General features: G+C 65.7%; 27 protein-coding genes and 1 riboswitch. Of the genes, 10 read left to right on the forward strand and 17 right to left on the reverse strand.

Annotation, left to right across the window (positions count from 1 at the left end; genetic code table 11):
* The first annotated feature begins 29 nt into the window (after positions 1–29).
* The 3 genes from AC5P7U_RS12310 (at position 30) to AC5P7U_RS12320 (ending at position 1,912) form a co-directional block, all read left to right on the forward strand.
* Positions 30–578: a hypothetical protein gene (locus AC5P7U_RS12310; RefSeq protein ID WP_414554997.1), complete on the forward strand. Its 549-nt coding sequence runs from the start codon at positions 30–32 to the stop codon at positions 576–578.
* Between the two features lie 117 nt (positions 579–695).
* Positions 696–1,088: a DUF805 domain-containing protein gene (locus AC5P7U_RS12315; protein ID WP_414554998.1), complete on the forward strand. Its 393-nt coding sequence runs from the start codon at positions 696–698 to the stop codon at positions 1,086–1,088.
* Positions 1,089–1,510: 422 nt separating this feature from the next.
* On the forward strand, positions 1,511–1,912 hold the full coding sequence (locus tag AC5P7U_RS12320; RefSeq protein ID WP_414554999.1) for a hypothetical protein: 402 nt from the start codon (positions 1,511–1,513) through the stop codon (positions 1,910–1,912).
* A gap of 62 nt (positions 1,913–1,974) precedes the next feature.
* On the opposite strand, the gene AC5P7U_RS12325 is transcribed toward AC5P7U_RS12320, so the two are convergent.
* The 4 genes from AC5P7U_RS12325 to AC5P7U_RS12340 are packed head-to-tail and all read right to left on the reverse strand — an operon-like array spanning position 1,975 to position 7,052.
* A complete protein-coding gene (locus AC5P7U_RS12325; protein ID WP_414555000.1) occupies positions 1,975–2,997 on the reverse strand; it encodes a fimbrial protein in 1,023 nt (340 codons plus the stop codon).
* 28 nt (positions 2,998–3,025) lie between these two features.
* Positions 3,026–3,994, reverse strand: a complete 969-nt coding sequence (locus tag AC5P7U_RS12330; protein WP_495221157.1) for a fimbrial protein — start codon at positions 3,992–3,994, stop codon at positions 3,026–3,028.
* Positions 3,995–3,999: 5 nt separating this feature from the next.
* On the reverse strand, positions 4,000–4,506 hold the full coding sequence (locus AC5P7U_RS12335; RefSeq protein WP_004154198.1) for a fimbrial protein: 507 nt from the start codon (positions 4,504–4,506) through the stop codon (positions 4,000–4,002).
* Positions 4,503–7,052 (reverse strand): fimbria/pilus outer membrane usher protein, encoded by a 2,550-nt coding sequence (locus AC5P7U_RS12340; protein ID WP_414555002.1) that lies wholly within the window; start codon positions 7,050–7,052, stop codon positions 4,503–4,505. Before AC5P7U_RS12340 ends, AC5P7U_RS12335 begins: the two co-directional genes overlap by 4 nt.
* A gap of 302 nt (positions 7,053–7,354) precedes the next feature.
* Between AC5P7U_RS12340 and AC5P7U_RS12345 the strand changes: the two genes are divergently transcribed.
* From AC5P7U_RS12345 to AC5P7U_RS12355, 3 genes are all read left to right on the forward strand, one after another.
* A complete protein-coding gene (locus tag AC5P7U_RS12345) occupies positions 7,355–7,864 on the forward strand; it encodes a fimbrial protein (protein WP_308309341.1) in 510 nt (169 codons plus the stop codon).
* A gap of 53 nt (positions 7,865–7,917) precedes the next feature.
* Entirely contained in the window at positions 7,918–8,631 is a 714-nt protein-coding gene (locus tag AC5P7U_RS12350; RefSeq protein ID WP_004154194.1) for a fimbrial biogenesis chaperone, read from the forward strand.
* Positions 8,632–8,803: 172 nt separating this feature from the next.
* Positions 8,804–9,163 (forward strand): DUF805 domain-containing protein, encoded by a 360-nt coding sequence (locus tag AC5P7U_RS12355; protein WP_495221158.1) that lies wholly within the window; start codon positions 8,804–8,806, stop codon positions 9,161–9,163.
* 382 nt (positions 9,164–9,545) lie between these two features.
* On the opposite strand, the gene thiL is transcribed toward AC5P7U_RS12355, so the two are convergent.
* The 5 genes from thiL to AC5P7U_RS12380 form a co-directional block, all read right to left on the reverse strand.
* Positions 9,546–10,508, reverse strand: coding sequence for a thiamine-phosphate kinase (gene thiL / locus AC5P7U_RS12360; RefSeq protein ID WP_312560085.1), 963 nt, complete (start codon positions 10,506–10,508; stop codon positions 9,546–9,548).
* Between the two features lie 120 nt (positions 10,509–10,628).
* Entirely contained in the window at positions 10,629–11,108 is a 480-nt protein-coding gene (gene nusB, locus AC5P7U_RS12365) for a transcription antitermination factor NusB (RefSeq protein WP_008266434.1), read from the reverse strand.
* Positions 11,105–11,572: a 6,7-dimethyl-8-ribityllumazine synthase gene (ribH, locus tag AC5P7U_RS12370; protein WP_008266794.1), complete on the reverse strand. Its 468-nt coding sequence runs from the start codon at positions 11,570–11,572 to the stop codon at positions 11,105–11,107. The genes nusB and ribH overlap by 4 nt, the downstream gene beginning before the upstream one ends.
* A 148-nt stretch (positions 11,573–11,720) precedes the next feature.
* Positions 11,721–12,821, reverse strand: coding sequence for a 3,4-dihydroxy-2-butanone-4-phosphate synthase (ribB, locus tag AC5P7U_RS12375; RefSeq protein ID WP_414555566.1), 1,101 nt, complete (start codon positions 12,819–12,821; stop codon positions 11,721–11,723).
* Positions 12,818–13,444, reverse strand: a complete 627-nt coding sequence (locus AC5P7U_RS12380) for a riboflavin synthase (RefSeq protein WP_014035963.1) — start codon at positions 13,442–13,444, stop codon at positions 12,818–12,820. Before AC5P7U_RS12380 ends, ribB begins: the two co-directional genes overlap by 4 nt.
* Before the next feature lie 74 nt (positions 13,445–13,518).
* Positions 13,519–13,663: riboswitch (FMN riboswitch) on the reverse strand.
* Positions 13,664–13,893: 230 nt separating this feature from the next.
* On the opposite strand from AC5P7U_RS12380, the gene AC5P7U_RS12385 reads away from it, so the two are divergent.
* A complete protein-coding gene (locus AC5P7U_RS12385) occupies positions 13,894–14,514 on the forward strand; it encodes a hypothetical protein (protein WP_004154189.1) in 621 nt (206 codons plus the stop codon).
* Positions 14,515–14,666: 152 nt separating this feature from the next.
* Entirely contained in the window at positions 14,667–15,551 is an 885-nt protein-coding gene (locus tag AC5P7U_RS12390) for a hypothetical protein (RefSeq protein ID WP_495221159.1), read from the forward strand.
* A gap of 86 nt (positions 15,552–15,637) precedes the next feature.
* On the opposite strand, the gene ribD is transcribed toward AC5P7U_RS12390, so the two are convergent.
* The 8 genes from ribD to AC5P7U_RS12430 all read right to left on the reverse strand — a co-directional run bounded on the left by ribD (position 15,638) and on the right by AC5P7U_RS12430 (position 21,370).
* Positions 15,638–16,723 (reverse strand): bifunctional diaminohydroxyphosphoribosylaminopyrimidine deaminase/5-amino-6-(5-phosphoribosylamino)uracil reductase RibD, encoded by a 1,086-nt coding sequence (gene ribD, locus AC5P7U_RS12395; protein WP_197563859.1) that lies wholly within the window; start codon positions 16,721–16,723, stop codon positions 15,638–15,640.
* A gap of 117 nt (positions 16,724–16,840) precedes the next feature.
* Positions 16,841–17,362, reverse strand: a complete 522-nt coding sequence (gene nrdR, locus AC5P7U_RS12400; protein ID WP_004154186.1) for a transcriptional regulator NrdR — start codon at positions 17,360–17,362, stop codon at positions 16,841–16,843.
* Between the two features lie 94 nt (positions 17,363–17,456).
* Positions 17,457–17,888 (reverse strand): hypothetical protein, encoded by a 432-nt coding sequence (locus tag AC5P7U_RS12405; protein WP_495221160.1) that lies wholly within the window; start codon positions 17,886–17,888, stop codon positions 17,457–17,459.
* Positions 17,889–18,001: 113 nt separating this feature from the next.
* Complete coding sequence (locus AC5P7U_RS12410; RefSeq protein ID WP_308308448.1) at positions 18,002–18,439, reverse strand: hypothetical protein; 438 nt, start codon at positions 18,437–18,439, stop codon at positions 18,002–18,004.
* Between the two features lie 96 nt (positions 18,440–18,535).
* The gene (locus AC5P7U_RS12415; RefSeq protein WP_004154182.1) at positions 18,536–18,958 is read right to left on the reverse strand and encodes a hypothetical protein; all 423 of its coding nucleotides are present in this window, start codon (positions 18,956–18,958) and stop codon (positions 18,536–18,538) included.
* Positions 18,959–18,985: 27 nt separating this feature from the next.
* Complete coding sequence (locus tag AC5P7U_RS12420) at positions 18,986–19,402, reverse strand: hypothetical protein (protein WP_004154181.1); 417 nt, start codon at positions 19,400–19,402, stop codon at positions 18,986–18,988.
* A 67-nt stretch (positions 19,403–19,469) separates the two neighbouring features.
* Positions 19,470–20,723 (reverse strand): serine hydroxymethyltransferase, encoded by a 1,254-nt coding sequence (glyA, locus tag AC5P7U_RS12425; RefSeq protein ID WP_197563861.1) that lies wholly within the window; start codon positions 20,721–20,723, stop codon positions 19,470–19,472.
* 173 nt (positions 20,724–20,896) lie between these two features.
* A complete protein-coding gene (locus tag AC5P7U_RS12430) occupies positions 20,897–21,370 on the reverse strand; it encodes an RcnB family protein (protein ID WP_008267952.1) in 474 nt (157 codons plus the stop codon).
* 256 nt (positions 21,371–21,626) lie between these two features.
* Here AC5P7U_RS12430 and ettA point away from each other — a divergent pair, with 256 nt between their 5' ends.
* Together ettA and AC5P7U_RS12440 are read left to right on the forward strand one after the other, a co-directional pair.
* On the forward strand, positions 21,627–23,291 hold the full coding sequence (ettA, locus tag AC5P7U_RS12435) for an energy-dependent translational throttle protein EttA (RefSeq protein WP_004154177.1): 1,665 nt from the start codon (positions 21,627–21,629) through the stop codon (positions 23,289–23,291).
* A gap of 84 nt (positions 23,292–23,375) precedes the next feature.
* Positions 23,376–24,692, forward strand: a complete 1,317-nt coding sequence (locus tag AC5P7U_RS12440) for an NCS2 family permease (RefSeq protein ID WP_004154176.1) — start codon at positions 23,376–23,378, stop codon at positions 24,690–24,692.
* Positions 24,693–24,706: the final 14 nt, after the last annotated feature.

The following is a 24,706-nucleotide window of genomic DNA, read 5'->3' on the forward strand; positions in this document are numbered from 1 at the left end:
GCCATCCTCCCCAGCCATCGGTATCTCACATGAAATGCGCTATCCGTCTCCTTCTGCTCCTGTCCATTGGCCTTCTCGCGGCATGTGATGCCATCCCAGATACGCGCGGCTACATCTATCCAAACGACCGCTATCTGGAAGAGAACGTAGCGAAGTGGAACAGCATGGTCGACACGGTGAACACCTGGAACGACAGCCCATGGGCAGAGGAATTCTATGAGGCAGTTGATAGCGGGGATGATTTATCCAGGTTTCGCTTTCGACTGCAGAATGCACACAAGGACGCCGTCGAGCGGCGAGTATCTGCAGCGCGCATGACACATCGCTCCGAGGCAGCTGATCTGCACCAGCATCTACTTGCATCGCTGCAGAGTACTGAAGACATGTTCTCCATCATGGTGAGCATGACAGAGCTTCCGGCGGGCTACACCACAGAGCAATCTGCATCGATTCTGGCGCGTTTGGAACCCGCCATTGATCGCATGGATGCAGATCTCCAAAGGCTGAGTGATGCCCAGGACGCCTTCGCCAAGTCAGAGAAGATCAAGCTCACGACCAGTGATCCCACCCGTCGTTAGAACAGACTTGCCGGTCCACGCGACCGCATTGCAGGCGGGGCAACCTGCAACTTGTTGTATCGCATACGACAAGCACGGTCGATACGATCGGTGCCCCGCCCATCATCCATCTTCAACATGATCAATCTTGCGCTGCGCCCCTTTCGCCTATTCGCCTGTTTCAAAGGACGATCATCGAGGCGAGAGTTCTGGCTCTTCTTCCTTCTTCAAATCCTGGCGAACATTCTGATCGTTGGGGTAATCGCATACGCCTCCCGCCGCGTACCGCCCACCGCGCCCGCAGAAGGCGTGCGATTGAACGATCTGCTTGCATACGTTTGGTTTGGCTACATGCTGTTGAACGTCGTCCCGTTCTATGCGCTTGTCGCTCGCCGGTTCCGCGATCTCGGCCAATCCGGGTGGATGTGCCTTACGTTCATGATCCCAGCACTTGGACCCGCCTTTGTGCTGTGGCAGATGCTTCTTCCCGGCCAAGACGGCGATAACCTCTATGGACCTGCGCCACGCTAGACCCGTCTTCATATCTTGTAGAGCCGAGCGCAGGTTCGGCTCTACAAAACATGTCGCGATCTGCACGCATTGACGGCTTTCGCCACGTCGCTGCAAATCTTCGTACTTTTTCTACTTTCCAACTTTTCTCATTGGCAGCACGGGCGCTGCATGCGAATCATGTACGGCCACCGACAACGGGTGGCACGGGCTTCCAATCCCGTTTTGCAACTCTGCTGTATACGCTTGTCTGCCGGCGTCGCTCATTCCCTGTGGGTGGCGCCGGCAGGCATTCTGCCCGCGCACCTATGGCGGGCGGTGCGTGGGGGCCTCGTGCCCGCCGGCGTTTCGCAGAGTTGCCACCGGTATTGGAACCACGCATCGTCCGCCGCCCTTGCTATCAAGCAGGGCGGCTCCTTCGCGTAACGCATAAGGAAGCTGCCATGAGCGCCAATCGCTACCCGTTCCTGTTCGCCACCCTGGGCGATCTTGCCAACCAGCTGCCCGCCGAGATTGCCGAGCCGCTGGAAACCACCCTCGCCGCCAACCCTGCGGCCAACGGCATCAACCTGCTGGATTGCCTGCAACGCATTCGCGAAGTGGAGGCCGCCGATGGCCAGCCTTTGCAGCGGAAAGGTCGCTCATCCGGACAGTGCATGGCGCTGGCACGCATCAACCGGGCCAATGCCGGGCTGACGGTACTGCTGGAACTGTTGCACGCCAGCGAGCGCGTGCGCGTGGATGGCGAGGAAGCGCAGCAGGTCGGCAACGACGTGCGCGAGGGCCTGCTGCTGGCGTGCAGGGGCTTGTCGGAATACGTGGATACGCAGGTCTACGCGGCCTGACCAATGCCGCTGGGTAATCGCTTTTGTAGAGTCGAGCTTGCTCGACTCTACAAAAGCGGGCCTCAGCGGTAAGTGGCGGTGATGATCGCCTGGCCTTCCACCACGCCGCCATGGAACGTGCCGGCTTCGCGGTAGTAGCGCGCCGCCAGGCGAATGTTCTGGCGGCCCACCTGGGTGAGCGGAATCGTCCAGGCCTGGCGCAACACCACGGGTGCGCCCTCGCGCAGCAGTTCCACGCGCACCGCCCCAGCGGTGGCATTGCGGGTGGGCGCCAGGCGGCTGCCCGTATTCCCCGGCGCGTTGGCATCGGTCAGCACCATCTCAACGGGGAACGCACCATTGCAATCCATGGCCACATCGAAGCTGCGCTCACCCGCAGAACGGCCGCTCGCGGGAAGATCGGCCGCCACCACATCCACCAGAGTGACGGGCGTGTCGGTCAGCGTGCAGGTGGGCACTTTGAGGTTGGCTGTGACGGTGTAGGTGTCGGTCTTGACGAAGCTGGGGTAGAGCGGGGACCGTCGCGAAATCGGCCCCAGATAGGTCGAAGGCACCGGCTGCATGATGCCACCTCGTGAAACTGCCGCGACGTTCACCACTGACCCTCGCCCTGGGCTATCCAGTGCCTTGGAGGGATCGTGAAACACAGTCCGGATATCCAGCGGAACGGGCTCATCCTTGATGCTTCCGGATGCAGTCCACACATAGTGCTGGAAGATCAGCAGAGGCGAACGTGGATAGGCGATCAAGCCAAAGGCTGGGTAGGTCTTCCCATCAATGTTCACATTGCGGACAAATTCCAACCCGGACAGCGATGGCGTCACGTCCATCGGTATGACCGCATTTACCGTGCATCCGTTCAGAAACTGGGCGTTGGCACCGGCACCGCTTTGCCACCTCGCAATCAGCTGATCCTGCTCGGCGTCATCCCACGCATCGATGACCAGGTTGACGGGCGCGCCGGCATTGTGCTGACTGGTGCAGGCGGCGGCACTGGCCGAGGCCAGCAGGCCCAGCATCATGCAGATGCTGCCATTGCGCGCGCCGTGCCGCTGGCGCCGTGAATGTGAAAGTTGGATTGCCATGGTGATATCTCCTTGTCCGCAATGAGGACTACCGGTACGTCACAGTCATTACCGCCTGCCCTTCCACCAGACCGGCACCGAACGCACCGGCCTCGCGGTAGTAACGCGCGGCCAGCGCCACCGGCTCACGGCTGAGCTGGCTCCAGGTGCTGCCCAGTGCAACCGGGCTGCCGCCGCGCAGCAGCTCGACGCGAACACCCTCGGCGGTAGCATTGCGGGTCGGCGTCAGACGGCTGCTGGTACTTCCTGGCGCGTTGGCATCGGTCAGTGACAGATACACCGTATAGGTGCCGTTGCAGCTCATCGTTACATTGAAATCGCGCGCACCGGCCGAGGAGCCCGCGCGCGGCAGGTCACCGCTGTGCACGTCCAGCAGCGCCACGGGGGTGTCGGTCAGCGTGCAGGTCTTGCTGCGCAGGTTGGCGGTGACGCTGAAGCTTTCCACCTTGGACAGCGAAGGATTGGGCGGGTAGACATGTCTGGCACTGCCAACCGAAGTAGTGGGCAACGCTTCCATCTGGCCGCCCCGCGATACCGCCGCAATCTGTAGTACCGACCAGCGAAAGGCGCCGGCTGCGCTGCCACCCGATGAGTTCAGGGTACGGCTGGCATCGAAGGGCTGGTTCAGCACCGCACTGCCGTTACCAAACACGTACCGGAATATGAACAGAGGGGTGCGTGGCATTCCCGCCACCGAATACGCGGGGTATCTCTCGCCATCGATGACAACATCATGCTCGAAGGTCAAGTTCGGCATGGTTGGGGTGACATCCACCGGACTGGGGCTGCTGGCGGAGCAGCCGTTGAGAAAATTGGCATTGCCCGCCATCGTCCAGTTGCTGATCAGAACATCGGGAACGGTGTCATCCCAGGTGTCGATGACAAGGTTGGCATCGCCACCCGCATAGGCAACCGTCGTGCATGCCTGCGCGGCTGCCACTGCCAGCAATGCCAGCGACAGCGCGCAAACGCCCCCGAGCAGGCGTGGCAGCGGCAAGGCACTCACTTGTAGGCAGCCGTTACGGTGATCTGGGTGCTGACTGCGCCTGCGACCAGCGGCGTGCCGGCCTTGCGGTAGTAGCCGCTTCGCATATCCAGCTTGGCCGTGGCAGCGCCATTGACGGCGATGGTTTTCTTCGCGGCCTTCTTCAGGAATGCAGTGCCGGTAGTGCCATCCAGCAATACCACGGCCACACCGGTCGCGCCGCCCGTGGTCGCGCCGTTCTTCCAGTGCCCATCCTGTGCGGCGTCATCGGTGCCGTCAAAGCTCAGTTCGATACTACCCACACCCACGCAACCGGTGAAGTTGAGCGTGGCCGTCTTCAGGCCGTTCTCGTGCCCTGCCTTCAGATCGGTGGCGTCGATATCGGCCAGCGCCACCGGCACATTGGCCATGGTGCAGGTGCCGGGCAGCACCTTGCCGGTAACGGTGATGCTGGCGGTCTGGGCATGGGCCAGCGGCGCAGCGCTGAACAGCAGCGCGGCAAGCAGCACGTGCGACGTTTTCATTGGGAAGCTCCGGTAGTTGAAGAGGAAACATCGTCGGCCAGCCCTTCCTCGGCCGGCGCCAGACAGCGCGCCTGGGCCCAGTACTGGCCGTGCGCATCAGGGGTTTCAGGCATGGCGTAGTGCAGTCGGCAGGCGATGCCGTCTTCGGTCTGCACGTGCACAAGCCCGGTGTTTTCCAGGCCACGCAGGGCCACCACACCACCCTGCCCCACCTGGCCCAGCACGCGCCCATCGGGGTGGGCAATCTGCGCGCCGTAGGGCAGCGGCTGGCCGTCGGCATCGCTGGCGTCGATCAGCCACAGGCGATCGTTGCGGGTCTGGAAGCTGACCTTGACGATGCTGCCGGCGCTGGGCGCCACGCGCTGCGAGCTCGCCTGCACTTCCACGTCCAGCGGCAGTGCGGCGGTATCCAGCTGCACCTGGTTCCAGCGGTAAGGGCTGATGTACGGCAGCACGGCATAGCCGTTGCCGGCCACCGTAACGGTGCGGCCACTGCCCACCTTCGCGCCCTGCGCGCCCTGCGCTTCCACCAGCGCGAAGCTCTCGCCCAGCGACGGGCCGAAGTTGATGCCGCCGTGGTGCAGCACCACGCTGCCGGTGGCCCCGGCATTGAAGCTGCTGCTGCCGTTGGCGTGGCTGTAGCCGGCGCTGAGATCGGCATGGCTGCCCTGGTAGCTGGCGTAGGCGTTGTAGCCGCTGCTGCTCTGGCCGCGGTTGCCGGACAGGCTGTAGGACAGCGCGCGGTCTTCGCCCAGGTTGCCGTTGATGCCCAGCTGCTGCTGGCTGCCCAGGCGGCTGTCGTTGTAGGTGGCGGTGGCACGCGGCGCGTGGGTGCTGCGGCCCAGCGGCACGCTCAGCATGAACGACAGGCGCGTATCGGGCGCGCCGTTGGCCATGCGGTAGCGCGTTGCTGAAAGGGTGTAGTTGGCACTGCGGTAGCTGCTGTGGAAGCCCAGCTGCAGGTCGTTGTGCTTGCCGGGGCGGTTCCAGTAGGCCACGTGGCCGCCGCTGACATACAGCTGGCTGCGCTGACCGATACGCTGCGAAAAATTCACCTGGAAGCGCTGGCGGGTGCGCATGACGAACGCATCGGCCGCCTGCGGGCGATGGAACGACAGCTGCGACACATCGGTGAGGGTGAGGAAGCCTTCGGTGCTGTAGCGGTATGCGGCCAGGCCGAGGTTGGTGCCGGTGCGCGCCACGCTGCGCTGGTAGTTCAGGCGATAGCTGCGGCCGCTCTGCGCAGGCAGGCCCGGCACGGTGGCGCGGGCGTGGGTGATATCGGCACCGATGGCGCCGAACGGCGTGTTGAACGCCGCACCGGCCAGACCGGCCTGGTAATGCTCGGCTACCTGCACGCCGCCCAGCAGGGTCATGCGGTTGCTGACGCCGCGCGCGTAGGTGCCTTCGGTGAAGCGCAGCGCGTTCTGCGCCAGGCCGGTATTGCGCAGTTCGCCTGCGGTGACGCTGAAACGCTGGCTGCCTTCGCGCAGTGCCTGCGGCACCGCCGAGAACGCGACGGTGAAGCGTTCTTCGCGGCCGTCGGCCTCGGTGACGGCCACTTCCAGATCGCCGCTGCCGGCGTTGGGGTACAGATCATCAATGGCGAACGGACCCGGCGCCACCGTGGTTTCGTACAGCACCGCCCCGTTCTGGCGGATGGTGACGCGCGCGTTGCTCTGCGCCACGCCACGCACCACCGGTGCATAGCCGCGTAGCGAATCGGGCAGCATGCGTTCGTCGGTGGCCACGCGCACGCCGGTGAAGCCGACGCTGTCGAACAGTTCGCCACCCGTGTTGGCCTGGCCCAGCGTGAGCTGGCTGTTCCAGCGCGGAAGATCACGCTGCAGCGTGCTGTTGAGCGTGGTGAAGTGCGTGCCCCGCGGGCTATGGCTGAGCGAACTCCGGTGGCGGAGCCGCCATGCCCCCAGGTTGAGGCCGGTGGTGATGCCCGCGTAGGTGTTCTGCTGGCCCTGGTTGCGGTAGTGGTTGACGCTGTAGCCGAGGAACGCGGCGGTGATGCCGTGGTCGCGCAGTTCCGGCGCAACGAAGCCGCGCGCCTGACGCTGCAGCGCCACCTGCGGCAGCGAGATATCCAGCCGCAGCTGGCTGTCGTCGTAGCGCACGCGTGCGCCTTCAATCGCGGCCTCTACATCGACGCACTCCGGTGTTTCTGACGCTTCCACGGCCTGCCGGGCGGCATCGCTGAGGCCCAACGCCAGCAGCAGGTGTGCTGGCACGCAGGGCTGCGCGACATGCGGTGTATCCGAGGCCACCAGGTCGATGTCATCGCGGCGGACGAACTCGCCGTTGAGATGGATATCAACGTTGTAGCGCCCCGGCTCCACCGGGTTGCCCATGCTGAAACGCGCCAGGTCTTCGCCGACGAAGCCGCTGGCGAAGCCTTCGCTGAATTCCACTTCGCCACCCGGTCGCGCGTGCGCCTGCAGCACAGCTGCAAACACCAGCGCGGTGCTGATGGCTGCGGCCAGTGCGGTATGGCGCAGCGAATACTGCGTGGCGCTTTGGAGGGAAGAAGAGGACAAGCGCATGGCGTCGACGCGGCCGCAGTGCAGCCCCGGTAGTAGTGGGAGGCGTGCAGACTAGGGCGCGGCCCTGCTGGCGGACATGCAACTAGTTGCAGTTTTCGAGGCATGGGGGCGTTTGCAACAAGTTGTATGGCCTGCCGCGGACATCAGCCCGAACATGCGCCGGGCAGAAGACGGGCGTGCCTCGTCCTGCGTCGACAAGGGATCTGTCGACAGACACCACGCCTCCTGCACCGGCCACCCTTCGCATAGATGACGGGTGGCGTTCCCGATTCCATCACTTGTTGAAGAGCACACCCATGAAGAACCTGAAGACCCCGATGGCGCTGGCCATCCTGCTGGCTGCTGCCCCGGCCGTGAATGCTGCCGATCTGACCATCAGCGGTGAGATTGTTGAAACCACCTGCACGGCCACCATCAATGGCGGCGTGGCGGTGACGATGGGCAAGATGGATCTTGAAGACCTGAAGGGTAATGATCGCATTGGCCGCCGCGATCTGGATGTGGCCGTGGCCTGCCCGGGTGCCACCGGTTCGCACGACGTGGCGGTGAAGTTCAGCGGCCCGGCTACCGCCGACGGCGCGCTGGAGCTGACGGCCGGTGGCGCAGCAGGCGTGGCTTACAAGATCTTTGACACCACCGATACCCAGCTGAAGATCAACGCTGCTCCGACCCAGTTCGTCAACGTCACCGATACCGCACCGAATACCGTCAAGCACAGCGTCTGGTACACCAAGACCGGCGCTGCTGCCGACGTGGTGGCTGGCGTGGCAAACGCCACTGCGCAGATGGACATCATCTACAAGTAAGCGCACACCGCCCGGCGGCGTGCTGCCGGGCGGCTCTTCCCGAGGAGACCTCCATGAACCTTCGCGCATGCGCGGCAGTGCTGGCCCTGGCCGGCGCTTCCGCAGTACTTCCGGCCTCTGCGGCAGTGACGCTGCAGGGCACGCGGGTGATCTACGATGGCAGCAAGGGTGCGGTGACGGTGAACGCCAACAACCGTGGCGACAATGTGGCCCTGGCGCAGGTGTGGCTGGACGATGGCGATGCCAGTGCCAAGGCGGGCAGCCAGAAACTGCCGTTCGTGCTGACGCCCACCACGCGCCGCATCGATGCCGGGCATGCGCAGGCGTTCCGGCTGACCTATGCACCGATGGCCGGTGCGGCGCTGCCAGCGGACCGCGAATCGCTGCTGTACTTCAACCTGCTGGATATTCCGCCCAAGCCGGAGAATGTGGAAGGCAGGAACCTGCTGCAGTTTGCTGTGCGCACGCGAGTGAAGCTGTTCTACCGACCTGCCGGCCTGCCGGGCCATGCGCGCGATGCGGCAGCGGCGCTGGAATGGCGCGTTGAAGGCGGGGCATTGCAGCTGCACAACCCTACCGCCTACCACGTGACGCTGGCGAACCTGGTACTGGCTGATGGCAAGACCATCGAGGTAGACATGGTGCCGCCGGGTGAGCGGATCAGCTTGGCCGTGCCGGCTGGCGCCACGGTACCGGCCACGCTGAAATTCCAGTGGCTGGACGACTACGGTACCGCGCGCGATGCCGAGGCGAAGATCGCCCGTTGAAGATGTAGAGCCGAGCCTATGCTCGGCTTTTTCTTTGCGCCAAGCAGCCGAGCGTGGGCTCGGCTCTACTGAGATGCGCGTTGCGATTGCAATAAGTTGCATGGAATACCGTTACCCCGGCAGCGATAGTGCGCGCTTCCTTTTTTGAGAGAGAGTGCCGATGCACAAGATGATGACTCCGCTGACCCGCTATGCGCAGTTCAGCGGGCGCGCCAGCCGTAGTGAGTTCTGGTGGTTCCAGTTGTTCATCGTGATCGTGTTCATGCCGCTGCATGTACTGAGCTTCATTGCAGGCTATACCGGTTCGGAAACGCTGGCATGGGTATCGACGGGCCTGGGCGTGGTGGTGTGGCTGGCGCTCCTGGTGCCGCTGGTTTCGGTGACCGTGCGTCGCCTGCATGACACCGACCGATCCGGCTGGTGGTACCTGCTGCTGCTCGTACCGTTTGCGAACCTGGCGGTGCTGGTGTTCATGCTGCTGCCAAGCTCGCCGGGCGGCAACCGTTTCGGCGCGCCGGTTCCGCACGTGTAATTCCCGCGCTTTGGTAGGTGTCGACCTTGGTCGACACGGTGTTGGTTCGAACGCCTGACATATTCGTGCCAACCAAGGTTGGCACCTACCAGAGCAATTCTGGTACGCCCCGCATGGGTGGGTGTCGACCTTGGTCGACACGGTGTTGGCATGGACGCCGGACACATTCGTGCCAACCAAGGTTGGCACCCACCAGAGCAATTCCGGCACGCCGCGCATGGGTAGGTGTCGACCTTGGTCGACACGGTGTTGGTTCGAACGCCTGACACCTTCGTGCCAACCAAGGTTGGCACCTACCAAAGCAGATTGCAGGCAGCCCATGGCCTTGGCCTGACACATTCGTGCCAACCAAGGTTGGCACCCACCAGAGCAGGTATTGCTGCTACACGAAGTGCTGGTAACCGCCGCTGGCGGCTTCGCCGTCCACGTGTACGCCCTGCCCTTCGGCAATGCGGCCGATGCGGGTGAGCGGCAGATCCAGCGATTGCGACAGGTACATCAGCGCGTCGCGTTGATCTGCGGCGGCGGTGAAGCACAGTTCGTAGTCGTCGCCGCCACGCAGCGCGCACTCACGCGCTTCCTCGCGGCCCAGCAGTTCGCGTAGCTCGGGCGAGATCGGCAGCATGTCGGCATCCACATGCACGGCCACGCCACTGCGTGCGGCGATATGGCCGGCGTCGGCCAGCAGGCCGTCGGATACATCCACGGCCGCGTGTGCGAAGGCCCGCAGTCGCAGGCCGAGGGTTACACGCGGCGTGGGCCGCAGCAGGCGCAGGCGCAGGTGTTCGTAGTCGGCCAGCAGCGTGGCGGCGGCCACGTTCAGCGCGCCCTGCTGCCAGAGCTTCAATGCGCCGGCGGCATCGCCCAGCGTGCCACTCACCCAGAGGTCGTCGCCCACCTGCGCGCGATCACGACGCAGCGCCTGGCCCCGGCCCACCTGCCCCATCGCAGTCACCGACAGCGACAGCGGGCCGCGCGTGGTATCACCGCCAATCAGCGCGATGTCGTGCTGGTCGGCCAGTGCGAAGAAACCATCGGCAAAGGCTTCGATCCAGTCTTCGGAAGTTTCTGGCAGCGACAGCGCCAACGTGCACCAGGCCGGGCGCGCGCCCATCGCGGCCAGGTCGGACAGATTGACCGCCAGCGTCTTCCAGCCGATGTCGAATGCGGGAGTTTCCACCGGGAAATGCACGCCGCTGTTGAGCGTATCTGCGGTGACCACCAGCTGTTCGTTGGCACGCGGCTGCAGCAGCGCGGCATCGTCGCCGATGCCGAGCAGGATGTCGTCGCGCTCCAGAGTGCGGGCGCGGATGCGGTCGATGAGGGCGAATTCGGCCAGGGACATGGGGCATTCCCGCTGTTGTACGTGCCGCGCAGTGCGCGGTGGGCGGTAGTGCCGGCCGCTGGCCGGCAACCTCAGGATCCCTGCAGCTGCCGGCCAGCGGCCGGCACTACCACAGGCGGGTCAGTGACCCGATTCGACCTTGCGCCATTCCACGGCGGCACGATCCAGCACGCCGTTGACGTAGGTGTGGCCGTGCTCGGAACCGAAGCGCTTGGCCGATTCGATGGCTTCGTTGATGACCACGCGGTACGGCACGTCCAGGCGGTAGCGCAGCTCGTAGCCGGCCAGGCGCAGCACGGCGCGCTCGATTGCGTCCACTTCTTCGATGCCACGGTCCAGGTACGGGCCGAGCGCTTCGTCGATGTCGCGGCGGTTGTCCAGCACGCCATGCACCAACGCTTCGAAATAGGCCAGATCGGCAATCTCACGGGCCTGCTCGTGGGCAAACTGGGCAATCAGCGATTGCGCGTTGCCGCCGGAGATCTGCCAGGCATACAGCGCCTGCACGGCACGACGGCGGGCGCGCGAGCGCAGCACCGGGTCGACGCCATCACGGCGGACGGGTTTACCGGAGGGCTTGCCCTGGGTGTTCTTGTTCATGGCAGTTGCTCCAGCAGGTTGACCATTTCCAATGCGGCGAGTGCGACTTCTTCGCCCTTGTTGCCGTGGCTGCCGCCGGCACGGGCCTCGGCGTCTTCAGCGCGTTCCACCGCCAGCACGCCGTTCAGCACCGGCACGCCGAAATCCAGCTGCACGCGCATCAGGCCTTCGGCGCAGCGGTCGGCCACGTGTTCGTAGTGGCGGGTATCGCCACGGATGACGCAGCCCAGGGTGAGGATGGCGGCGTGTTCATGCGCGGCGGCCAGGCGTGCGGCCACCAGCGGCAGTTCCCAGGCACCCGGCACGCGGATCACGTCGATGTTGGCTTCGCTGATGCCGTTGCCGGCCAGGCTCAGGCGGGCGCCCGCGACCAGCGCGTCGGTGATGCGGGCATTCCAGCGGCTGGCCAGGATGGCGAAGCGCGCCGACTCGGGAGTGCGAAGATCGCCTTCGTAGTGGCTCATATGCGGCTTGGGGGACTCGATAAGGGGGTGATTCTACCGTGGATGGGCCCTGGGGCGCCCGTGGGTAGTGCCGGCCGCTGGCCGGCAAACCCGGGGAATGTGGTTGCCGGCCAGCGGCCGGCACTACCGTTGGTGGGTGCCAGGCGGCTTACAGGGCCACCGTCTCCACCACTTCCAGGCCGTACCCGGCCAGGCCGACCTGGCGGCGCGGGGTACCCAGCACGCGCAGCTTGCCCAGCCCCAGGTCGGACAGGATCTGCGCGCCGGCACCGTTGCGGCGCCACTGGCCCACATCCTTGTCCTTGCCCGGCACCAACGGCGCCGGCTGCTGGCGCAGGCGGGCCAGCAGGGCCTCGCCATCGCGCGGGGCCGACAGCACCACCATCACGCCCGCGCCTTCGGCATCGATCGCACGCAGGGCATCGGTGGCGGCCACGCCGAAATCATCACGGCGCCAGTGCAGCAGGTCGGCCAGCGGGTTTTCCACCTGCACGCGCACCAGCGTGGGGCTTTCCGCGTCCGGGGTGCCACGGACCAGGGCGAAATGCAGGTCGTGGGCGATGCGGTCGCGGTAGGTGACGAGCTTGAATGGGCCGAATTCGGTGTCGATGTCGCGCTCATCGACGCGCTCGACGGTCTTTTCGGTGGCCAGCCGGTAGGCAATCAGGTCGGCGATGGAGCCCATCTTCAGGCCGTGCTCGCGGGCGAACACTTCCAGCTCCGGGCGGCGCGCCATGCTGCCATCCGGGTTCAGGATCTCCACGAGTACGCCGGCCGGCTCCAGCCCGGCCAGCATGGCCAGGTCGACGCCCGCTTCGGTGTGGCCGGCACGGGTCAGCACGCCACCCGGCTGGGCGATCAGCGGGAAGATGTGGCCCGGCTGGTGCAGGTCGGCCGGCTTTGCATTCGGCTTCACCGCAGTGCGGATGGTGTGAGCGCGGTCGTGTGCCGAGATGCCGGTGGTGACACCCTCGGCGGCCTCGATGCTGACCGTGAAGTTGGTCTGGAACTGTGCGGTATTGGCCTGCACCATCGGCGCCAGGCCGAGGTCGGCGGCGCGGGTGCGGGTGAGCGGCAGGCACACCAGGCCACGGCCGTGGGTGACCATGAAGTTGATGTCCGACGGCTTGACCAGCTCGGCGGCCATGATCAGGTCGCCTTCGTTCTCGCGGTCTTCGTCATCGACGATGACCACCATGCGGCCCAGGCGGATCTCTTCCAGGATTTCCGGAATCGGGGCGAAATTCATGCGGCATCTCCATGTGGGTGCTGACCGTTGGTCGGCACACCGATCAAACGCTCGACGTAACGGGCCACCAGGTCGATTTCCAGGTTCACCGCGCTGCCCACGCCCGAAGCAGAGAAGGCGGTGTTGGCCACGGTGTGCGGGATCAGGGCGACTTCAAAACCTTCATCATCCACTTCGTTGACGGTGAGGCTGACGCCGTCCACGCAGATCGAGCCCTTCTTGGCGATGTAGCGGCGCAGCGAGGCCGGCGCGGCAAAGCGCCAGCGCTGGGCGCGCGCGTCTTCGTGGATGGACAGCACCTGGCCGAGGCCATCGACGTGGCCGCTGACCAGATGGCCGCCGAGGCGGTCGGTCGGGCGCATGGCGCGCTCCAGGTTGATGACCGCGCCCTCGCCCAACTGGCCCAGCGTGGTCAGGCCCAGGGTCTCGGTGGAGGCATCGGCCTGGAAGCTGCTGGCGTCGAATGCGATGACGGTGAGGCAGACGCCGTTGATGGCGATGCTCTCGCCCATCTGCACGTTGTCGAACGGCAGATTCCCGACATTGAAGGTGAAGCGGACATCGCCGCCGATGGATTCGCGTGCGGCCAGACGGCCGACGCCTTCGATGATTCCAGTAAACAAGTAACGTTCTCCGCGAAAAGTGAGCGAAAAACGCCGCAAGGCAAACAGGCGCACGCAGGGCAAGAGCCCTGTGGCACCGTCTTCTTTCATCCGGACTATGACCGTCGGCTCCGGCATTGGACCGGATCTGCTGACCCCCGGCGTAGGCCGGGGCGCTCGCGGGCTCGTGCTTGCGCACCTACCGCCGGTGGGGAATTGCACCCCGCCCTGAAGACGTTTGTGTACCGGCGAACCGGCCTGGGTAGTGTACCAGCCGCTTTGCCGGGGTCGCGCAGGGCCGGGCCATCCCACGTTCAGCTGTGACCGGCGTCGCGTTGCTGGCCATGCCTTCGCCCCGCGGCTCGCATTCTGTAAAATTTTCATTAAAATCCGTCGCCGGACGACATGAGGTCGCCACGGGCCGCCCGCAGGGCCGGCTCGCCAATGGACTGAAATTCACAGGAATTCCCATGCGCAAGATCCTGATCGTGGCCGCTCTGCTGGCCGCCGCCCCCTTCTCGGCTTCGGCCGACGCCCTGAGCTACACCTACGTGGAAGGCGGCTGGACGCAGGTCAAGGTTGACGACAACGCACTGGACGACCCCAAGGTCGACGGCGCCTATCTGCGCGGTTCGTTCGCACTCTCCGAGCAGGTGCACGTGTTCGGCGGCTGGTCGCGTACCCGCAAGACCTACCACTACAACGACGGTTCGCTGAAGCTGGAACTGGACCAGCCGGAGCTGGGCATCGGCTACCACATGCCGTGGACCGACCGCGTCGACTTCACCGCCGACGCCGCCTGGGTGCGCCAGAACGTTGAGCTGACCGATCGCTACTACGGCTACTCCGAGCGCCTGAAGGACCACACCAACCTGGGCCGCGTCACCGTGGGCCTGCGCGGCAAGCCCTCGCCCATGACCGAAGCCTGGGTCAAGACCGGCTACATGGATGGCGGCAACAACTTCAAGGGCACCTGGGTGGGCACCCTGGGTGGCCAGATCAACTTCACCAGGACCTGGGGCCTGGTGGGCGAGATCTCCGGCTACCGTGACGTCACCCAGTATTCGGCCGGCGTGCGCGCCAGCTTCTGATCCAACGATCGCTCCTCGTCGTGCGATCGAACGGGCCCCCGCAAGGGGCCCGTTTTTTTTGCCCACGCACACCCGCGCGTGACCCCCTGCCGCCATCGAACCTGCGCGAAGATGCGCTAGGCTTGCGCGCCTCTGGAACAGGAAACTCCGTCATGAAGACCCCTATCCGCACGCTGCTGGCCAGCGCCCTGCTGTGCGCCCCTGCGTTCGCCACCGCCGCACCGGCCACGCTGTCGCCCGAGCAGGCCTTCGACCTCTATGCACGCGTGCTGCTGGAGGACGACGCCGCCGCCACCCGCAGCCTCAACGACGCGCTGAAGCCCGCTTTTGAAGGCAAGGACGCCGTGACCCCGACCCAGGGCGCGCTGGCCAAGGCACTGGCCGAACCCTGGCAGACCGTGCTGGCCAGCACCGGCGCCAAGGTGGACGCTGCCGCCACCGAAGCGCTGTACGCCAAGGCCCTGCGTGATTCGAAGTGCCGCGCCACCCAGAGCGTGATTGAAGACAACGAATACGTGGAAGACCAGAAGCTGGCGCGGATCAGTTTCAGCTGCCAGGTGCCCAATCTGGACAAGGTGCGCCCGCTGTTCGCCGCCAGCCTGGCCGCCGATGCCAGCCCGGCCGTGCGCAAGCAGTTCACCGATGCCTACACCCAGGCACTGCAGACGGGCGCGCGCGTGCCGGTCAGTGGCACCTTCACCCTGTACCCGGCCAAGGAAAACGGCTACTGGTACAGCGGCAATTTCGATGATCTGGTCGGCACCGTGGCCGGCGCGCTGGCGCCGTTCGAGGACTGGATGCAGGACGCGCAGGCGGCCAGCGCACCGAAGGTGACCGGCGTGCCGGGCTGCGACCTGCTGCTGCAGCAGCATCGTGCCTGCGTGGCGAAGATCGCACCGGAACAGATCAGCGGCGTGGATGCGATGGCCGAGGAACTGAAGGCCAAGGCGCAGGTGCAGTCGGCCGAGGAGATGACCCAGGAGTGCAAGGCACTGCGCCCGATCGCCGAGATGATGTGGACCGACGCGTGCGCGTGAGCCGGTAACGATGCAGGCTGGGCCATCATCCACATCATGCGTGGATGATGGCCCAGCACCGACCCAGGCCGTCCTCTACCAGAGCATTACGCGCGCAGCAGCAACCGCAGGTCCTCGCCCACCTGGCGCTGATCGACCACGCGCAGGCGGCGCTGCTGGTCCATCGCGTCGATGCCGAGGCCAGCCAGCAACGGGCGGCCACTGTCACCCAGCAACGTGGGCGCCAGGTACAGCAGCAGTTCGTCTACCCAGCCACCGCGCAGCAGCGCGCCGGCCAACGTTGCGCCCGCTTCGGTGTGCACTTCGTTGATGCCGCGCTCGGCCAGCAGCGCCAGTACCGCGCCCAGATCGAGGTGCCCATGGCGCAGCGCCACGCTGGCAAATGCGGCGTCGGCTGCGTCGGGGGGACTGACGACCGCGTTGTGCAGGTACAGCGTCGGCGCCCCACCCTCGCGCACACGACTGCATTCCAGCGACCGCAGGCGAGAGTCGAGCACGACGCGCAGCGGTGGCATCACTTCGGTATCGGCCAGGCGCACGGTCAGCATCGGGTCATCGGCCAGCACGGTGTCGGCGCCGGTGAGGATGGCGCCCGCACGCGCGCGCCAGTGCTGCACGTCTTCGCGCGCCGCCGCGCCGGTGATCCACTTCGACGTGCCGTCGGCCATCGCGGTGCGGCCGTCCAGGCTGGCGGCCAGCTTCACCCGCAGCCACGGACGGTTGCGCTCCACGCGCGACAGGAAGCCCTTGTTGAGCTCGCGGGCCTGCGTGGCCATCAAACCCTCGGCTACGTCGATGCCGGCCTCGCGCAGCAGATCGAAGCCACCACCATCGACCTTCGGGAACGGATCGCGCATCGCCGCGACCACGCGCGATACGCCAGCCTCAATCAGGGCCAGGGCGCAGGGCGGTGTACGCCCGTAGTGCGCGCAGGGTTCCAGCGTGACGTAGGCGGTGGCACCGCGCGCTTCGCTGCCGGCCTCGCGCAGCGCGAACACTTCGGCATGCGGCCCACCGGCACGCTGGTGCCAGCCCTGCCCGACCACGCGTTCGCCATGGGCGATGACGCAGCCGACCATCGGGTTGGGGCGAGTGGTGTAAGCACCGCGCTCGGCCAGACGCAACGCGTTGGCCATGTGCAGGTGGTCAAGGACGGAGAACGGGGTGGTCATGCCGCCATGGTAACGCCGCCAGCATGGATGCATGCCATGCCGTCTCTGTGCCAACCAAGGTTGGCACCCACCGAGGCAGATATCTTTGCCAACCAACGGTTGGCACCCACCAGGGCGTCAGCCCTTCTTCTTCTTGGTCAGGGCGATCACATCGCCCAGCAGCTGCAGCTGTTCGGTGCTGGAAGGCAGTTCGCGTTCCAGCTTCTCGATCTCCTCGCGGAAATCGGCCACATCCTCGAAGCTGCGGTACACCGAGGCGAAACGCACGTAACCCACATGGTCGAGCTTGCGCAGTTCGTTCATCACGAACTCGCCGACCTTGATGGAAGGCACTTCGCGTTCGCCACTGATGCGCAGCTGGTGGACCACGGCGCGCACCGCTGCTTCGATTTTCTCTTCGGGCACGGCGCGCTTCTGCAGCGCGCGGTCGAAGCCGGCACGCACCTTGCGCTGGTCGAAGGCCTCGCGGGTGCCATCACTTTTGACAATGGCCGGCAGCTTCAGCTCGACCGTCTCCAAGGTGCTGAAGCGTTCGTTGCAGGCCTCGCACTCACGCCGACGACGGATCGTCGCGCCGTCTTCGGAGACGCGCGAGTCGATGACCCGGGTATCGGCATGCTGGCAGAAGGGGCAATACATGGAACGCCTGGCTCGCGAGAAGACCTGCGGCCACGGTCGTGGCAGCGTCGCAAAGGTACCTGAGAAGGGGCGCAGCAGCAATCTCCGCGCTTCTTCACTCAGGCCCGCCGCCCTTTGCCAGCCATCGGAAGTGGCAGGCAAGGCTGAGCCAGGGAGCTCCCCAACCCATCGCCAACACCAGCAGAATCGGCTCCCATCCAAAGCCCGGGACCGTCATGATCGATGCGGACACAACCTGAGCGGCAGACAGCAGAAACAGCGCCATCAGCATTGGCGCGGCCGCTTTCAATCCGTCCGGTCCACGCGTCTGCCATGTATTTGCCAGCCAGACAACAAGAATGCACGCTGCCACGGACAGCACACCCCAAGCCGCACCCCATGCGAGAAACGCTCCATTACCGCTGCCATGTGCCCATCCCCACAGCAGCACCAGCAGGCCCGCCAGGCCAGCCAATGCGCAGGGAATGGAGAAAAACAGGCTATGAAGAAGCAGATAGAGGCCGTGTCGACGGCGTACGGTGCGCATTGAGGTGTCCATGCAGGAAACCTAGGCCGGCTTTCCCCAGCAAACCATGCAATTTCTTTGAAACCGCGGGTCGTGCCGTCCCAGCGGCAATGACGACATGTGCCCCGAAGGCTTTACTCCTCCTGCCTTGAAAGCCACCGCATATGCCAGCTCAAACTGGCCCATGGAGCGCAGATAGTCATCAGGAAGGGGGTATACAGCAGAGCTGCTGGCTCCCACCCAATGGCCGTGAACAGCATCGCCACCGCCGCAGTGGCCTGGAACGCAGAAACGATGGGCAGCGCCGCCAGGCAGCCCGCATGCGAATGTAGCCCTTCCATACCCGCAGTCCGCCAGCTGTCGCCCAGCACTACAGCTGCATAGGCGCTCCAGACCGACATCACCACCCAGTTGGCGGCAGCCATCAGGAACGCTTCGGATGGCTGCGGCCTGGCGAGCCACACCATGAAGAGCGCGCATGTGGCCAGCACGCCAACCAACGCGCACGGAATGGAAAACAGCAACAGATGCCACCGCAACCTGACGTGCGTAAGGCGACCCAGCGGATTCATGCGGTATCCCAACCGTGAAGACCGCTGGGAGCTTAGGCAGGGCGCGCGCCCACTACCATGCAACTTGTCTTAAAAATCAGCGCACGGATAACCGGCTCACGTCCCCCAGCGCAACCACGCCAGGTGTGCGGCCGGCAACAGGAACGGCGGTCCCAGGCCCAGGTAGCTCAACAGCGCGAACTCGCCGTCCTTGAACACCAGATGCAGCGTGACGGCGACCACAGCCAGCGCGGCCAGGACGCCCAGCAGCAAGCCCACCCACGCCGCCGGCGACGATTGCCGCAGGCCATCACGGCCGCGCCGCAGGAATACACCGCTCAGCCACAGCCATGACAGCAGGCCGATGATCCCGCCCAGCGACCACAGCAGCAGCAACGTGGGTTCGTTGCCAGACAGGTACTTGCCGTCCATCGCGACCATCAGCCCCAGCACCGCGACGGTTCCGCCGGCAGCAAGTGCAGGCAGGCCGAGCACGAGACCGCCCACCGCAACCATCCGTTTGTGCAGATGCTCATCCATGCATCCGGTTTCCTTCCATGGGCCGCGTCATGGGCGGCGTTTGAGCCACAGCAGCATCGCGGCCGGTACCAGCAGTGGCGGGCCGAACAGCAACAGGCCAAAGCCCTCCGCGCGTTCGGTCAACCCGACCACCACGCCCAGTACAGCGATGGACAGGGCAACCAGCGCACCCAGCAGCAGACCCCACCACCCGATGCGGCTCACGGCCCGCAGGCCCGGCCGGCCGTGCAGCAGAAAATCGACGCTGATACGGAGCCAGACAACGATGCCTACCGTGCCGACAGCGCCCAGCAGCACCATCAGCAACCGGCTCAGCAGCCGGTTTTCCTGCGTCAGGCCGCCGTACACGCCCACCAGGGCGACAATGCCGCCCAGCAGCGCTCCCGGCAGGCCGAACACCACCGCAAGAGCGGCATACAGGTACTTGAGGCGGCGCTCGTCCATGCGCGGGGGCTCCGATGCCGGGGTCAGAGCCCTTCCCGCGGGAAGGGTTCCGACCCCACGGGACCGGTCAGCCGTAGACCGGATACTTGCGGCACTGCGCGCTGACCGCGTCGCGCACGCGGGCGATGACGGCGTCATCGGCCGGCGCATCGAGCACGTCGGCGATCCAGTTGGCCAGGTCCACGCAGTCCTGCTCGACGTAACCGCGGGTGGTCACCGCCGGGGTACCCAGGCGCAGGCCCGAGGTCACGAACGGCGAACGCGGATCGTTCGGCACCGAGTTCTTGTTGACGGTGATGTGGGCCTTGCCCAGTGCGGCTTCCGCATCCTTGCCGGACACGTCCTTGCCGATCATGTCGACCAGCATCAGGTGGTTCTGGGTGCCGCCGGAAACGATCTTGTAGCCACGTGCGATCAGCGTGGTGGCCATCGCCTGGGCATTCTTCACCACCTGCTGCTGGTAGGCCTTGAAGCCCGGCTCCAGCGCTTCCTTGAAGGCCACGGCCTTGCCGGCAATGACGTGCATCAGCGGACCGCCCTGGATGCCCGGGAACACGATCGACTGCAGCTTCTTGACCAGGTCTTCGTCGGCGCCCTTGGCCACGATGATGCCGCCGCGCGGGCCGCGCAGGGTCTTGTGGGTGGTCGAGGTGACCACGTGGGCGTGTTCCAGCGGGCTCGGGTAGACGCCAGCGGCGACCAGGCCGGCCACGTGGGCCATGTCGACGAACAGGTAGGCACCGACCTTGTCGGCGATGGCGCGGAAGCGCGCCCAGTCGATCACCTGCGAGTAGGCCGAGAAGCCAGCCACGACCATCTTCGGCTTGTGCTCCAGCGCCAGGCGCTCGACTTCGTCGTAATCGATCAGGCCCTGATCGTTCACACCGTACTGCACGGCGTTGAACAGCTTGCCGGAAGCATTCACCTTGGCGCCGTGGGTGAGGTGGCCGCCGTGGGCCAGGCTCATGCCGAGGATGGTGTCACCCGGCTGCAGCAGGGCGAAGTACACGGCCTGGTTGGCCTGCGAGCCGCTGTGCGGCTGCACGTTGGCGTAGTCCGCGCCGAACAGCTGCTTGAGGCGGTCGATGGCCAGCTGCTCGGCGATGTCCACGTATTCGCAGCCACCGTAGTAGCGCTTGCCCGGGTAGCCTTCGGCGTACTTGTTGGTCAGCTGGCTGCCCTGGGCTTCCATCACCGCCGGGCTGGTGTAGTTCTCGCTGGCGATCAGCTCGACGTGGTCTTCCTGGCGCTGGGTCTCAGCGGCAATGGCCTTGGCCAGTTCGGGATCGTAGGATTCGATGCGGACGTCACGCGGGAACATCGGGTACTCCAGCAGGCAGGGAAAGGGGGTACGACTCAGCCCTCGATTGTAGCCCCGCACCGGCCTGCTGGGGCCGAAACGGACGGGGCCGGCATCCCCGAAGGAATCCGGCCCCGTATGGTTTCGCCTGCCGCATCAGTAGCTCCACGCCATGCGTGGACCAGACCGCCGGCTCAGCGGCCGCTGAGCACGTACTGGGCGATCACGCCGGTGGCGATGGCCACCAGCAGCATGTTGCCGCGGTCATCGCGGATCCAGTGGTGGCCATACGGCGGGCGGCGCAGGTGGTAGCGCGGGTAGTCATTCACCACGTAGACGGGGCCGGAGTAGTAGTTGCGATAGGGCGAACCGACGCGCCAGCCGTAGCTGCCATAGCGCGGCGGCGGTGCCGGCCGATAGACCACCCGCGGCGGTGCCGGGCGGTAGTAGCGGTCGTGGTCGCGGTGCCAGTCGCGGCGGTCACGCTCCCAGTCACGCCGGGCCTCGCGGCGGTCGCGTTCCCAGTCACGGCGGTCCTGGCGCCACTCGCGGCGGTCTTCGCGCCACTCACGGCGGTCGCGGTGGTCGTTGTCGGCGAAGGCCGGGGCGACGGCACCCAACGCCAGCACAGAGGCCACGGCGCCGGCCATTACTCGATTGATGCGCATGTCAGACCTCTGCTTGAGTGGGTGGTGGTGAGCCCATATTGCGCATTTGATCTGAACCGTTTCCAGCTGGAAACGCTTCCCGTTTCAGGACTGTGACCGGGTATTCAGGCGATAGCCAGCCCGGCGCCCCCTGCCCGGCGCGGCCCGGAAGCGGTTCCGGCTATAATTGGCAGTACACCTTTTCAGTCTGTGCCCGCTGCCGCAACGGGATGTTCCCGTGACGGAGCGGGCGCAGGGCCGCGCCTACGGAGACCTCATGTCCTCGCAATACATCTACACCATGAACCGCGTGTCCAAGGTGGTCCCGCCCAAGCGGCAGATCATCAAGGACATCTCGCTGTCCTTCTTCCCGGGCGCGAAGATCGGCCTGCTGGGCCTGAACGGCGCCGGCAAGTCCACCGTGCTGAAGATCATGGCCGGCGTGGACACCGATTTCGAGGGCGAGGCCCGCCCGCAGCCGGGCATCAAGGTCGGCTACCTGGCGCAGGAACCGGAACTGGACCCGACCAAGACCGTGCGTGAAGCGGTCGAGGAAGGCGTGGGCGAAGTGCTGCAGGCCCAGGCCGCGCTGGACGCGGTCTACACGGCCTATGCCGAGGAAGGCGCCGACTTCGACGCGCTGGCCAAGGAACAGGAACGCCTGGAGGCGATCCTGGCCGCCGGCGACGCGCACACCCTGGAAAACCAGCTGGACGTGGCCGCCGATGCGCTGCGCCTGCCGCCATGGGATGCCGTGGTCGGCAAGCTGTCCGGTGGTGAGAAGCGCCGCGTGGCGCTGTGCCGCCTGCTGCTGCAGAAGCCGGACATGCTGCTGCTCGACGAACCGACCAACCACCTCGACGCCGAGTCGGTGGAGTGGCTGGAACAGTTCCTGGCGCGCTACACCGGCACCGTCGTGGCGGTCACCCATGATCGCTACTTCCTGGACAACGCCGCCGAGTGGATCCTGGAACTGGACCGCGGCCGCGGCATTCCGTGGAAGGGCAACTACACCGACTGGCTGACCCAGAAGGACGAGCGCCTGAAGCAGGAAGACAACCAGGAAAAGGCTCGCCAGAAGGCGATCCAGAAGGAACTGGAGTGGTCGCGCCAGAATGCCAAGGGCGGCCGCACCAAGGGCAAGGCCCGTCTGGCCCGCCTGGAAGAGCTGCAGTCGGTCGATTACCAGAAGCGCAACGAGACCAATGAAATCTTCATCCCGCCGGGCGAGCGCCTGGGCAATGCGGTGATGGAGTTCAAGAATGTCTCCAAGAAGTTCGGCGACCGCCTGCTGTTCGACAACCTGAGCTTCCTGGTGCCGGCCGGCGCCATCGTCGGCATCATCGGCCCCAACGGTGCCGGTAAGTCGACCCTGTTCAAGATGATCACCGGCCAGGAAAAGCCGGATACCGGCGAGATCGTGGTCGGCCCGACCGTGAAGCTGTCCTACGTGGACCAGAGCCGCGACGCGCTGGAAGGCAACCACAACGTCTTCCAGGAAATCGCGGGCGGCCTGGACATCCTCAACATCAACGGCATCGAGATCCAGTCGCGCGCCTACATCGGCCGCTTCAACTTCAAGGGCCAGGACCAGCAGAAGATGGTCGGTTCGCTGTCCGGTGGTGAGCGTGGCCGCCTGCACATGGCCAAGACCCTGCTGCAGGGTGGCAACGTGCTGCTGCTCGACGAACCGTCCAACGACCTGGACATCGAAACCCTGCGCGCGCTGGAAGATGCGCTGCTGGAGTTCCCGGGCAACACCTTCGTCATTTCGCATGACCGCTGGTTCCTGGATCGCATCGCGACCCACATCCTGGCGTTCGAAGGCGACTCGCACGTGGAGTTCTTCCAGGGCAACTACCGCGAGTACGAAGAAGACAAGCGCCGCCGCATGGGCGACGACGCTGCGCCGAAGCGCCTGCGCTTCAAGGCGCTGAAGTAAGGCAACAGGAAAGGCCGCGCTCGCGCGGCCTTTCTTCTTCTGTGGGTCGCCCGCTTGCTGGCGACACCTTTGCGAGATTTCCCCATGCCCCTGTTCGAACGCCTGTTCCAGCTGCAGCAGCACGGCACCACCGTGCGCACCGAGCTGCTGGCCGGTGTCACCACCTTCCTGACGATGTCCTACATCGTCTTCGTGAACCCCGAGATCCTCGGCACCACCGGCATGGATGCCGGTGCGGTGTTCGTGGCGACCTGCCTGGCCGCGGCGCTGGGTTCGGCGGTGATGGCACTGGCCGCCAACTTCCCGGTTGGCATGGCGCCGGGCATGGGCCTGAACGCGTTCTTTGCCTTCACCGTGGTCGGCGCCGCTGGCCTGCCGTGGCAGCAGGCGCTGGGTGCGGTGTTCATTTCCGGCCTGGTGTTCCTGGTGCTGTCGCTGACCGGCGTGCGCGCATGGCTGGTGTCGGGCATTCCGGCATCGCTGCGTTCGGCCATCGTGGCCGGCATCGGCCTGTTCCTGGCGATCATCGCGCTGCAGAAATCCGGCGTGATCGTCGGCAATGAAGACACGCTGGTGGCGCTGGGCCCGTTGAACACGGCGCCGCCGCTGCTGGCACTGGCCGGCTTCCTGCTGATCGCGGTGCTGGAAGCACGCCGCATCCGTGGCGCGATCCTGATCGGCATCCTGGCGGTGACAGCTGCAGGCTGGGCCCTGGGTGATGTGCAGTACCAGGGCCTGGTGTCGTTGCCGCCGAGCCTGGCCCCGACCTTCCTGCAGCTGGACCTGCCTGGCCTGCTGCACCACGACGGCGGCGCGCCGATCGCGGTGCTGCTGCAGGTGGTGCTGGTGTTCGTGCTGGTGGAAGTGTTCGATGCCACCGGCACGCTGTATGGCGTGGTCGGCCGTGCGGGCCTGCTGAAGCTGCCGGGCGCGCAGAAGCGTTTCGGCCGCGCACTGCTGGCCGACAGCACGGCGATCGTCGCCGGTTCGTTGCTCGGCACCAGCAGCACCACCGCCTTCGCCGAAAGCGCCTCGGGCGTGCAGGTGGGCGGCCGCACCGGCCTGACCGCGCTGGTGGTGTCGGCGTTGTTCCTGGCCGCGCTGCTGTTCTCGCCGCTGGCGGCGATGGTGCCCAGCTATGCCACTGCGCCGGCGCTGCTGTTCGTGGCCGGATTGATGCTGCGCGAACTGGTGGAAGTGGACTGGAGCGACCTGACCGAATCGGTGCCGGCCGCGCTGTGTGCGCTGGCGATGCCGTTCACCTATTCGATTGCCAACGGCCTGGCGTTCGGCTTCATCGCCTACGCCGCGCTGAAGGCGGGCACCGGCCGCTGGCGCGAAGTGCACCCGGCGGTGTGGCTGGTGGCGGTGCTGTTCACCCTGCGCTACGCGCTGGAGTAAGCGGCGCCGGCATG

The organism is Stenotrophomonas sp. YJH_SMC_57, from assembly GCF_059369755.1.

What these genes read in the sequence shown, in the direction of transcription:
- AC5P7U_RS12430 (WP_008267952.1), bottom strand. Translation starts at nt 21,370, where the DNA reads ATGCGCATCAATCGAGTAATGGCCGGCGCCGTGGCCTCTGTGCTGGCG.
- AC5P7U_RS12355 (WP_495221158.1), top strand. Translation starts at nt 8,804, where the DNA reads ATGACTCCGCTGACCCGCTATGCGCAGTTCAGCGGGCGCGCCAGCCGT.
- AC5P7U_RS12345 (WP_308309341.1), top strand. Translation starts at nt 7,355, where the DNA reads ATGAAGAACCTGAAGACCCCGATGGCGCTGGCCATCCTGCTGGCTGCT.
- AC5P7U_RS12405 (WP_495221160.1), bottom strand. Translation starts at nt 17,888, where the DNA reads ATGCGCACCGTACGCCGTCGACACGGCCTCTATCTGCTTCTTCATAGC.
- ribB (WP_414555566.1), bottom strand. Translation starts at nt 12,821, where the DNA reads ATGAATTTCGCCCCGATTCCGGAAATCCTGGAAGAGATCCGCCTGGGC.
- ribH (WP_008266794.1), bottom strand. Translation starts at nt 11,572, where the DNA reads ATGAGCCACTACGAAGGCGATCTTCGCACTCCCGAGTCGGCGCGCTTC.
- AC5P7U_RS12320 (WP_414554999.1), top strand. Translation starts at nt 1,511, where the DNA reads ATGAGCGCCAATCGCTACCCGTTCCTGTTCGCCACCCTGGGCGATCTT.
- AC5P7U_RS12325 (WP_414555000.1), bottom strand. Translation starts at nt 2,997, where the DNA reads ATGGCAATCCAACTTTCACATTCACGGCGCCAGCGGCACGGCGCGCGC.
- nusB (WP_008266434.1), bottom strand. Translation starts at nt 11,108, where the DNA reads ATGAACAAGAACACCCAGGGCAAGCCCTCCGGTAAACCCGTCCGCCGT.
- ettA (WP_004154177.1), top strand. Translation starts at nt 21,627, where the DNA reads ATGTCCTCGCAATACATCTACACCATGAACCGCGTGTCCAAGGTGGTC.
- AC5P7U_RS12315 (WP_414554998.1), top strand. Translation starts at nt 696, where the DNA reads ATGATCAATCTTGCGCTGCGCCCCTTTCGCCTATTCGCCTGTTTCAAA.
- AC5P7U_RS12310 (WP_414554997.1), top strand. Translation starts at nt 30, where the DNA reads ATGAAATGCGCTATCCGTCTCCTTCTGCTCCTGTCCATTGGCCTTCTC.
- AC5P7U_RS12440 (WP_004154176.1), top strand. Translation starts at nt 23,376, where the DNA reads ATGCCCCTGTTCGAACGCCTGTTCCAGCTGCAGCAGCACGGCACCACC.
- AC5P7U_RS12410 (WP_308308448.1), bottom strand. Translation starts at nt 18,439, where the DNA reads ATGAATCCGCTGGGTCGCCTTACGCACGTCAGGTTGCGGTGGCATCTG.
- AC5P7U_RS12335 (WP_004154198.1), bottom strand. Translation starts at nt 4,506, where the DNA reads ATGAAAACGTCGCACGTGCTGCTTGCCGCGCTGCTGTTCAGCGCTGCG.
- nrdR (WP_004154186.1), bottom strand. Translation starts at nt 17,362, where the DNA reads ATGTATTGCCCCTTCTGCCAGCATGCCGATACCCGGGTCATCGACTCG.
- AC5P7U_RS12390 (WP_495221159.1), top strand. Translation starts at nt 14,667, where the DNA reads ATGAAGACCCCTATCCGCACGCTGCTGGCCAGCGCCCTGCTGTGCGCC.
- AC5P7U_RS12350 (WP_004154194.1), top strand. Translation starts at nt 7,918, where the DNA reads ATGAACCTTCGCGCATGCGCGGCAGTGCTGGCCCTGGCCGGCGCTTCC.
- glyA (WP_197563861.1), bottom strand. Translation starts at nt 20,723, where the DNA reads ATGTTCCCGCGTGACGTCCGCATCGAATCCTACGATCCCGAACTGGCC.
- AC5P7U_RS12385 (WP_004154189.1), top strand. Translation starts at nt 13,894, where the DNA reads ATGCGCAAGATCCTGATCGTGGCCGCTCTGCTGGCCGCCGCCCCCTTC.
- ribD (WP_197563859.1), bottom strand. Translation starts at nt 16,723, where the DNA reads ATGACCACCCCGTTCTCCGTCCTTGACCACCTGCACATGGCCAACGCG.
- AC5P7U_RS12420 (WP_004154181.1), bottom strand. Translation starts at nt 19,402, where the DNA reads ATGGACGAGCGCCGCCTCAAGTACCTGTATGCCGCTCTTGCGGTGGTG.
- AC5P7U_RS12415 (WP_004154182.1), bottom strand. Translation starts at nt 18,958, where the DNA reads ATGGATGAGCATCTGCACAAACGGATGGTTGCGGTGGGCGGTCTCGTG.
- thiL (WP_312560085.1), bottom strand. Translation starts at nt 10,508, where the DNA reads ATGTCCCTGGCCGAATTCGCCCTCATCGACCGCATCCGCGCCCGCACT.